Source organism: Rhizobium sp. 05L419, from assembly GCF_056397845.1.
Genome location: NZ_JBFTOF010000021.1, coordinates 96621 through 104919 on the forward strand (window position 1 = coordinate 96621; position 8299 = coordinate 104919).

The following is an 8299-nucleotide window of genomic DNA, read 5'->3' on the forward strand; positions in this document are numbered from 1 at the left end:
TCAGCCGGGATAGATCGCGGACGTGCGGCCGGCGAAATAATAGCCGACGAGCCCGAACCATTCCCGCACTGCCGTCGCAAGGTTTTGCGAATTCCGTCCGGGCTGCGTGAAGTCGAGCCCCAGCCCCTCGCGTCCGTCCGTCCGGTAGTCCGTCGGCCAGGGCACCACGTCGATCCCGAGCTTGCGGAAGATGCCGACAGAACGCGGCATGTGGAAGCCCGAGGTTATCAGCAGGCAGTTCGACAGACCCTGGCTCGTGAGAAGCGCCTTTGTGTTCATGGCGTTCTCGAAGGTCGTGCGCGACGTCGTTTCCTCGACCAGCCGTTCCCTGGCAACGCCGAACAGCGGGAAGAAACGTGCCGATATCACCGCATCGCCCTCGTAGACGCCCGACATCGAGCCGTCACCGCCAGAGATGAGGATGCGCGCCTGCGGATATTTCTGCGCCAGCCGCAGCGCCTCGATGAAGCGGTCGCCGCCGGCGTTGAACTCGATGCCGTGCCGGGCGGTATTGACCTCGTTTTCAAAGGCGCCGCCGAGCACGATCATGCATTGCAGGCTCTGCGGATCCTGCGGTTTTGGAAAACGATCCTCAAGTCCCTGCAGCAGGTAGTTGCCGACAGTTGTGTACAGCGTCGCGAAGAGGATCAGGCATGCCAGCGTTGACGACAGCAGGCTGATGCCTCGCCAGCGGATCAATCCGCAAAACACCGCAAGCAGGACGAACAGGAAGGCCAGCGACAGCGGCTGACCGAAAACCCAGACAAGCTTCGAAAAGAGGAACAAGAACGAACTCCTTCAATCGTTTCCATGTCTTCTAGCTGATTCTGTTGACCAACAATGCGACGATCATCTGATGCGCGGTGCCGGACGCGGCTGGGCGCCCTGATTGAAACGGCGCTGCAGCGGCTTTGGAATGAGAAGAGCGCCCAGCGCCACCAGCATGGCAAAAACGGAGATGAGCCAGAGCGCTCCGGCACCGGCGATATGCGCCAGCAGCGCGCCGACGATCGCACCCGCCAGCATGCCGATCCATGGAACGATCTGGATCGTCCAGTCGAGGCGACGGTCGCCGAGGATCCAGCGCCCGATACCGCGCCCGAACCGCGACAGAGCACCGGTCACATAGGTCAACCCGATCGGCAGCCCTTCGATGTGCTCGACGGCGGCATTCACCATGCCCATGGAAGCGACGATCAGGTAGAAGCGCGGCATCGTCAGGCTGTCAGCCGTCATCAACGATGCAAGCGCCAAGGCGGTGCTGACGCATGCGAGCACCACGAAGATCCGGCGCTCCGCGAAATGGGCAATGACGATGCCGGCGGCGTTTCCGAGCACGAAGACGAAGATCGCCGAGAGAAGAACGGCCGCATGATGCAGGTTGCCATCGCCAAGCGCCAAGGCCGCCCGCGTCGTGTTGCCGGTCATGAAGGACACGAAGTCCCCGGTCAGGGCGAGCCCCGTCGCGTCCGTCATTCCCGCCAGAAACGATATCGCACCGGCCAGCACAAGGCCGGTTGCCGTTCGTCGCGTGCGGATGATGCGTCTTCGTCTTTGTCTTGTCATCGGTCGGCGTCCAGTAGCCGGGCGTCCCGGCATCATCAGCAAGTTAGAGACAGTCACTAAAGATTTGGCAAAACCTCTCCGGGTCTGCCGGAAAAATCGCCGTCGTTCCGCAACTTTTCGCGAAGCTCGAAGTGGGGCAAGAAGGCCGCTTTCGGGGCCGGGGTCCGAGAGAGCGGCGCCGCAGTGACGCAATCCAGCCGCGATTGCCCGCCGACCCGCAGCGGCCACCTGATCGTTTCGAACATTCCTTGCGACGGGACCCATTCAGAGCGGCTACACGCGACATGCGCGACGTTCCACCCAAAATACTGATTTCGAACGACAATTGTGAACGGGCCATGCGGGGTGCCGTCTTCTTGGGTGACTGTCCCCCGCGTTTGCCTGCGATGACAAGCGATCCCACGACCTGCCCCGGCTCTGGTCCTGCCAGGCCCGCGCTGGCCGCAACGGCTTCGCCGTCCTCCACTATCGTTTCGGCCCGTCGGGTGCCGGCCGCCGCTTGAAGCCTGGCTCTTGGACCGCCGTGGCAGGTCGCGGTGGTCGCGACCTCAATCGGAGGTTCAATCATGACGGGACAGCAAAGCCACCAACGATCCGATCTCTACGGTCGCATCACCAGCAAGATCATCGCCGACCTCGAACAGGGCGTCCGTCCCTGGACCCAACCCTGGCGGGCAGCACATCCGACCTATCCCGTCTCAAGGCCACTGCGCCACAATGGCGATACCTACTCGGGGATCAACGTCCTTCTGCTCTGGTCCGAAGCCATCGCCCGGGGCTTCACGTCCTCGACCTGGATGACCTTCCGCCAGGCACTCGCGCTCGGCGGCGCGGTCCGCAAGGGGGAGACCGGAACGACTGTCGTCTTCGCCAGCTCATTCGTCCGCACCGAGACCGCCGACACCGGGCAGGCGGTCGATCGCGACATTCCGTTCATGAAAGCCTACACGGTCTTCAACATCGACCAGATCACAGGTCTCGATGACCGGTTCAATACGATCAAAGGATGGCCTGATCCGCTGGATCGCCTTGGTCACGCCGGTCGCTTCTTCACAAACACAGGCGCTCTGATCCGGCATGGAGGAGCGTCGGCTTATTATGTGCCAGCTCGTGACTATATCCAGATGCCACATCTCGAGGCCTTTCGCGACGAGGCATCCTATGTCGCAATCCTCAGCCACGAGATGACGCACTGGACGGCACCAAAGGATCGGCTCGATCGGGATCTCAGCCGCTATGCGAAGGACCGGGCTGAACGCGCTCGCGAAGAGCTCATTGCCGAACTCGGCAGTTGCTTTCTCTGCGCTGATCTCGGGGTCGTTCCCGAACTTGAACCCCGTGCGGATCACGCAAGCTATATCGACGGATGGCTGGACGTACTTGGCAGCGACACGCGCGCAATCTTCACCGCCGCCGCACATGCACAGCGCGCAGCCGACTATCTGCACCACTTGCAGCCATCAAGCGGCGGGGAGGGGCTTAGGCCACCTTCCTAGGAACGTGGTAAAAGTGTCACCCAAGTTCCGGTACGAAACGTCACCTATCTCTCAACTTCGAAACGGAATTCGATTCGATCTGGATACCCGTGGATACCACTCATAACGGAACGATCGACATCAATATCCAGGAATGGGCGGGCATCGACGAGGTTGACAACCGCTCCAGCGCTTCCGTCTATCTCAACTTTGCGACGGATGCCRATCTTTCCAATGTTGGATTGGCCGATATCACCGGGATCAGGGGCAGCGCGGCTGACAACACCCTGGTCGGGACTGTCAGTTGGGATTCGGCCCTTTCCGACATCAGGGGAGTATCGATCGAGGGGATGGCCGGCAATGATTCCATCATGTGGTCAATCCTGGGTGACCGTATCATTGGTGGTACCGGCGACGACCGCCTGACGGGCGGCGCGGGCAACGACGTCTTTGTGTTCGGTTCCAACGACGGGTTGGATTTCATCACCGATTTTGCCGACGGCATCGATCACATCTCAGCGGCGTCGGGGGTCTCTAACATCTCCTTCTCGAGTTATGACGACGGAAGCGGTGCGCTGCAGGCGTCCGTCTGGTTCGACAACACGCAGGTGGTCTTTGTTGGGCTGAATCCCGGCCAGATCACCGCAGCAGACCTGATATAAAACGAACGGCCCGAGCAGGCGGTCGCAAGCCGCCTGCTCGGGCCGTTTAGACTGCCGGATGAACGCGCATTAACCATTTGTTAACCACCCGACGGTCACAATCCAAAGTCGAATAAACGCACATCTTCGCGCGCATGACGCCGCCTCCCTTTCAAGGCCTGGTCACCGATGACGGTGAACCAGCCTCCTGAGGATACAAGTTCGTGACCACGATCCCTTCTTCCGCATATGTTTCCTCTGCCGCCTATCTTCTGCTCGGCATTCGCAACAAGGCAGCCGAAGAGGGTGCTTCGCCGCAATCGACGGCCGCCCGTATTCTGCAGGGACTGATCGACTCAGGCATCCAGACGATGGGCCCACCTCAGGACTTCCTCATGCGCATGAAGTATGACACCGGCATGATCGTCGTCGGCTCCTCTTTCCAGTCGCTCCAGGGCACGAAGGGAGACGACGTCATCTGGGGCGGCTCCGACACCTCCATCTCCGGTGGCGACGGCAACGACATCCTGCGGGGAGGACCGGGGTCAACGATTTCTGGCGGCGCCGGCGACGATGTAATCTGGGGCAACTACCGCAGCACGATCTCGGGCGGCGCTGGCAACGACTACATTGACGCCGACTTCCGCGGCACTGCCAACGGGGACGAAGGCGACGACACGATTCACGGTAGCGAAAGCGAAATTACCGATCTACAGGGGAACAACACAATCGATGCTCACAGTCGCAGCACAATCGTTGTTGGCGACGGAAACAACATTATCACTGCTGGCAATAGCAGCACTGTGCAGACCGGCAACGGGAATAATAGAATTGAACTCTACTCAAAAAGCTCAGCTAAGGCCGGCTCCGGAGACGATACGATTAACGCTTGGTTTGGCAGCGTGGCAGACGGCGGCGCCGGCGACGACGATATTGACGGCGATTTCGCATCAGAGGTTACCGGCGGCGCTGGCAATGATCGGATTTTCCTTGGCCACGGTTCGACAGCGCATTTTGCTGCCGGTGACGGGCAAGATAAATTGCTTGTCGGCTCGAGCGACAGCGTCCTAAAATTTGGTGAGGGCCTGACGGCGGACAAGATGCACGTCGAATCAACCAAGGGCGGCGCAATCATCACCTTTGAGGGCTCGACGGATAAGATCGCCGTCGATTTCATGGGACAGTCGAGCACGACTTTAACGGTTTCGTTTCAGGACGGAACCACCCAGGTCGTCAAAGGACTCAAACCGTACAATATCGCGGCTGCGACGGCCGAGGCGCGTGCCGCAGCTTATAAGGAATTCTGAGCCTCTCCATCCTATCCGAAAGTCGCCCGCATGACGCCGCCCCATTCAGGCCTGGTCTCCAATGACGTGGAACCTACCTCCCAAGGATAAAGCTCATGACCACGATCCCTTCTTCCGCATTTGATTCCTCCGTCGCCCATCTTCTACTCGGCATCCGCAACAAGGCGGCCGAAGAGGGGGTGTCGCCGAAATCGACAGCCGCCCGAATCTTGCGGAGCCGTTCGACACTGAGATCCGGACTGCGAGGTTATCGCAGGTCTTGGTGAGACCTGCCTAACACGCGCGCTTTTGGCAGCTGAGACGAGCAGTTTGTATTTGCTGTACGCACCCACCTATTGGAGAAGCGGCCGCCTGCGATCAAGTTTGGCCTTTGTGTGCTGAGCGTGCTGGAGCGTAGGGCAGGGCGTTTCCAACCGATCACCGCCAGATGACGCCATTGCCGTATTGTTTGCGAACCTGTCAGCGGGCTCACCCACTGCGGTCTCGATGGGGCATGTCTGACCGAAGATCACCGAGCTGCAGCTCGGCTCGATCGGCATCCGCAACGGCCGGCTCGTTTTCTTCCCCTGTGCGCCGAAGCGCCCATTCCTCGCGAAGCAAGAAAGCCTCTCCCTTGGCCATCCTCCACTGCGTTTCGGCCTTTCAGGTGCAGGCCGATCGTCCCCGGTCCTGTCGACAGCCATCGAGGCCGCGGTGGGCGCGGCCCGAACAACAGAAAAGGAACACGGCAATGGCAACCATCGGCTCTTTCACCGCTTCCGGCAACGGCTTCAACGGCACCATCAAGACCCTCAATCTCAACGTCAAGGCAACCGTCCGCGCAGTCGAGCGCGCTACCGGAAAGGGTCCGGACTTCCGCATCCTCGCAGGCAATGTCGAGTTCGGCGCAGCGTGGAAGAAGACCTCGAATGAAGGCCGCGACTACCTCTCGGTCAAGCTCGACGACCCGAGCTTCCCGGCCCCGATCTACGCAACCCTGATCGAGGTCGAAGGCGAGGAGGGCCTCTCCCTGATCTGGTCCCGGCCGAGCCGGGACTGATAGCAACGAAGGCCCCGCCGAAAGGCGGGGCTCTCCCAAGTCGTGGGATCACTTGTTCAGTGCATCCTTGAGCGCCTTTGCAGGCGCAAATGTCAGCTTCTTCGAAGCCGGGATTTTCACGGTCGATGTCTCTGCATCGCAGCCGGCAGCTTCTGCGATCGCCTTGAACACGGATTCGACGATGCCTTTGGCCTGGACCTTCGTTAGGCTGTTGCGGCAATCTTGTCGGCGATTTCATTGGTGGTGGTCATGGAATTCCCTGCATCATTTAAGAAGACGGAATCCCTGTCAGCTTGCGATGGGGTTGCCATTGACGCGCTGCGGCGAGGAATGCCGGACAGCCGGGATTTCCACAGGTGGTTTTGGCCTATAGCCTCGATTTCGCTTTTCGCGGAGAAGTTCGAGGAACAGACGCGATGGCGTGCTTCTCTTCATTGAAGAGGTGCACCTTCTGCTGACCACGCGTCCCGATCCTCCCCCAGCTGCGCACGAGCGACACTTCTCCGGACAGTGTCGGCTGGACGGCGAGCGCATAGAACCGTGCCATGTTCTTCTCAGGCTCGATACGCTCGACATAGAGGTGATAGTGCTGCGTAATCATCCACGCAGAGTCACACCTTCAGATTCCGGTGTGCAATCAGAGTTTCGAATCCTCCGATGCGCATGGATTCATTTTCGTGATCGGACGTTGCCGCCGACGCCGCCTTTCCGCCTTTCCGCCTTTCGGCGTTGAAGAATGTAGCCTGTCGGGGGCAAGGGCAATCGAGACTCACTTCATTCCGAGCTTTTAATGTTGCTGTTGAAGCGGTTGTGGCCGACGCAGGTTCTCATATCTTCGCGCCGGAACCAGATAGCGCGACCGCATCTCAGTGGCGCGTTGCCGGCGGTGAAAACGATCCGCTCGCCCGCGCGCATCCGCAGGACCTCATGGGGCAGGATCAGTGGGCGGCGTGCGAGGCCGCGCCGGTCATCTTTCATAAACGTCAAGGAGCCGAAGATGACGAACGAGCAGCACATCGAGGAATTGCGTGCCGAACTGCGAAATGCGCCAACGATGACAGAACGCCGGCAGATCGAAGGCGAACTGGCCGCTGCGATTGCCGAAAACAAGAAACTGCACCCTGGTTGGTCCGGCTCATCATCTCAGTCGCAATGGCTATTCAGGAGTGTCGGGGTGGCTTTGATGATACGGCATTCACAACGGCGGCGTCGGGTCCATTCCGCATTTAGTGGCCGCGTTTGTGTATCTTCCGACTTCGGCACCGCCAAATCGACCGCGTCTCCTTCGCCGGCGGACGGCGTGCGCTTTAGCAGCCGGCGACGATGGCCGTCTGGGTGCTATTAGGTCCCAATGCATTGTCGGAAGCGTGAATCCCGAGGAAATAGATGATGCGAGCGGCGGATCAACGCCGCGAGTTCAGACGATCCTCACAGACATCTTTTACCAGCTCATGTAGAAGCTTGATCCGTTCGACAAGCCAGGTCAGTTCTTCGGCGGTGATCTCGTAGTGCGCGGAATAGCGGGCATCGACGTAGGCGCGGTCAAGCCTCGAGAAGCAGCGGCGGGCGAATTTGGTGTCGCGCGGCCATGCATCGATCAATTTTGGTGCGATGCGTTCCGCGTGGGTGCGCAATGTGTTCAGCCGGTGGGATTTCGGGCTGTAGAGCGTCAGGACAAGCAAGACGCAATGGTAGAAGCGCTCCGTTGCCTGGTGAAGGTTAAATGCCGCAAGCTTCAAGCTGCCACGAGTTTGGCAGAATTCTGCGATGACTATGAACTCCCAAGCATCAGGAAACCACTGATCGAAATGACGTTGCGCTTCGTCTCGTGCCGCCGCCGGGGTCAGCGGCTTCGGCTCTGCGAACGGATGCCCTGCTTCCTCGTAAAGCACGATCCCATCGCGGGCGATATCGATGAAGAACGGCAGGCCGCGCGCCAGCTTGTCGTTGACATCACTGAGACTGTGGGCAATCACTTTGGCCGGTGTTTCGAGATGCCGGGTGACAGCAAACTCTTGTAGCAGACGTTCATCGATCTTCCACCAGACCTCGTTTTCTTCGGCGAAGCTGTGTGTGTTGACGACGGCCAGCAGGTCGTAATCCGAACGGTAGCCGCTGTCATGGTCTTCGACCCAGTCGCCGCGGGCATAGGAGCCGTACAGCACGAGCTTTAGGATTTTGCCGGCGCGCTGCTTGTCGGAGAGCTTGGTCTTCTGATGGTCGTTGAACTCGTCGAACACGATCTGCATGACCCGCGAAAGCTCGCGGCGC

General features: G+C 59.8%; 8 protein-coding genes and 3 pseudogenes. 5 read left to right on the forward strand and 6 right to left on the reverse strand.

Features of this window, described 5'->3' with window-relative positions; genetic code table 11:
• Both AC1DMK_RS22975 and AC1DMK_RS22980 read right to left on the reverse strand, forming a co-directional pair.
• Positions 1-786 (reverse strand): YdcF family protein, encoded by a 786-nt coding sequence (locus AC1DMK_RS22975; RefSeq protein ID WP_477862275.1) that lies wholly within the window; start codon positions 784-786, stop codon positions 1-3.
• 63 nt (positions 787-849) lie between these two features.
• On the reverse strand, positions 850-1566 hold the full coding sequence (locus tag AC1DMK_RS22980; protein ID WP_037065456.1) for a YoaK family protein: 717 nt from the start codon (positions 1564-1566) through the stop codon (positions 850-852).
• A gap of 566 nt (positions 1567-2132) precedes the next feature.
• Between AC1DMK_RS22980 and AC1DMK_RS22985 the strand changes: the two genes are divergently transcribed.
• The 4 genes from AC1DMK_RS22985 (at position 2133) to AC1DMK_RS23000 (ending at position 6028) form a co-directional block, all read left to right on the forward strand.
• Complete coding sequence (locus tag AC1DMK_RS22985; protein WP_477862278.1) at positions 2133-3062, forward strand: ArdC family protein; 930 nt, start codon at positions 2133-2135, stop codon at positions 3060-3062.
• Between the two features lie 89 nt (positions 3063-3151).
• Positions 3152-3703, forward strand: a complete 552-nt coding sequence (locus AC1DMK_RS22990) for a calcium-binding protein (RefSeq protein ID WP_477862280.1) — start codon at positions 3152-3154, stop codon at positions 3701-3703.
• A gap of 374 nt (positions 3704-4077) precedes the next feature.
• Positions 4078-4989, forward strand: coding sequence for a calcium-binding protein (locus tag AC1DMK_RS22995; protein WP_477862282.1), 912 nt, complete (start codon positions 4078-4080; stop codon positions 4987-4989).
• 730 nt (positions 4990-5719) lie between these two features.
• The gene (locus AC1DMK_RS23000; RefSeq protein WP_037065464.1) at positions 5720-6028 is read left to right on the forward strand and encodes a DUF736 domain-containing protein; all 309 of its coding nucleotides are present in this window, start codon (positions 5720-5722) and stop codon (positions 6026-6028) included.
• A gap of 48 nt (positions 6029-6076) precedes the next feature.
• Here AC1DMK_RS23000 and AC1DMK_RS23005 read toward each other — a convergent pair.
• The 3 pseudogenes from AC1DMK_RS23005 to AC1DMK_RS23015 form a co-directional block, all read right to left on the reverse strand.
• Positions 6077-6279 (reverse strand): annotated as a pseudogene (locus tag AC1DMK_RS23005) (HU family DNA-binding protein).
• A 37-nt stretch (positions 6280-6316) separates the two neighbouring features.
• Positions 6317-6629, reverse strand: a pseudogene (locus AC1DMK_RS23010) (WGR domain-containing protein).
• Between the two features lie 173 nt (positions 6630-6802).
• Positions 6803-6985, reverse strand: a pseudogene (locus tag AC1DMK_RS23015) (type IV secretory system conjugative DNA transfer family protein); the annotation flags it as partial.
• A gap of 40 nt (positions 6986-7025) precedes the next feature.
• Between AC1DMK_RS23015 and AC1DMK_RS23020 the strand changes: the two are divergent.
• Positions 7026-7373, forward strand: a complete 348-nt coding sequence (locus tag AC1DMK_RS23020; protein WP_477862284.1) for a hypothetical protein — start codon at positions 7026-7028, stop codon at positions 7371-7373.
• A 58-nt stretch (positions 7374-7431) separates the two neighbouring features.
• Here AC1DMK_RS23020 and AC1DMK_RS23025 read toward each other — a convergent pair.
• Positions 7432-8299 (reverse strand): HEPN domain-containing protein (locus AC1DMK_RS23025; RefSeq protein WP_477862286.1); only part of this gene is annotated, 868 nt, incomplete at its 5' end.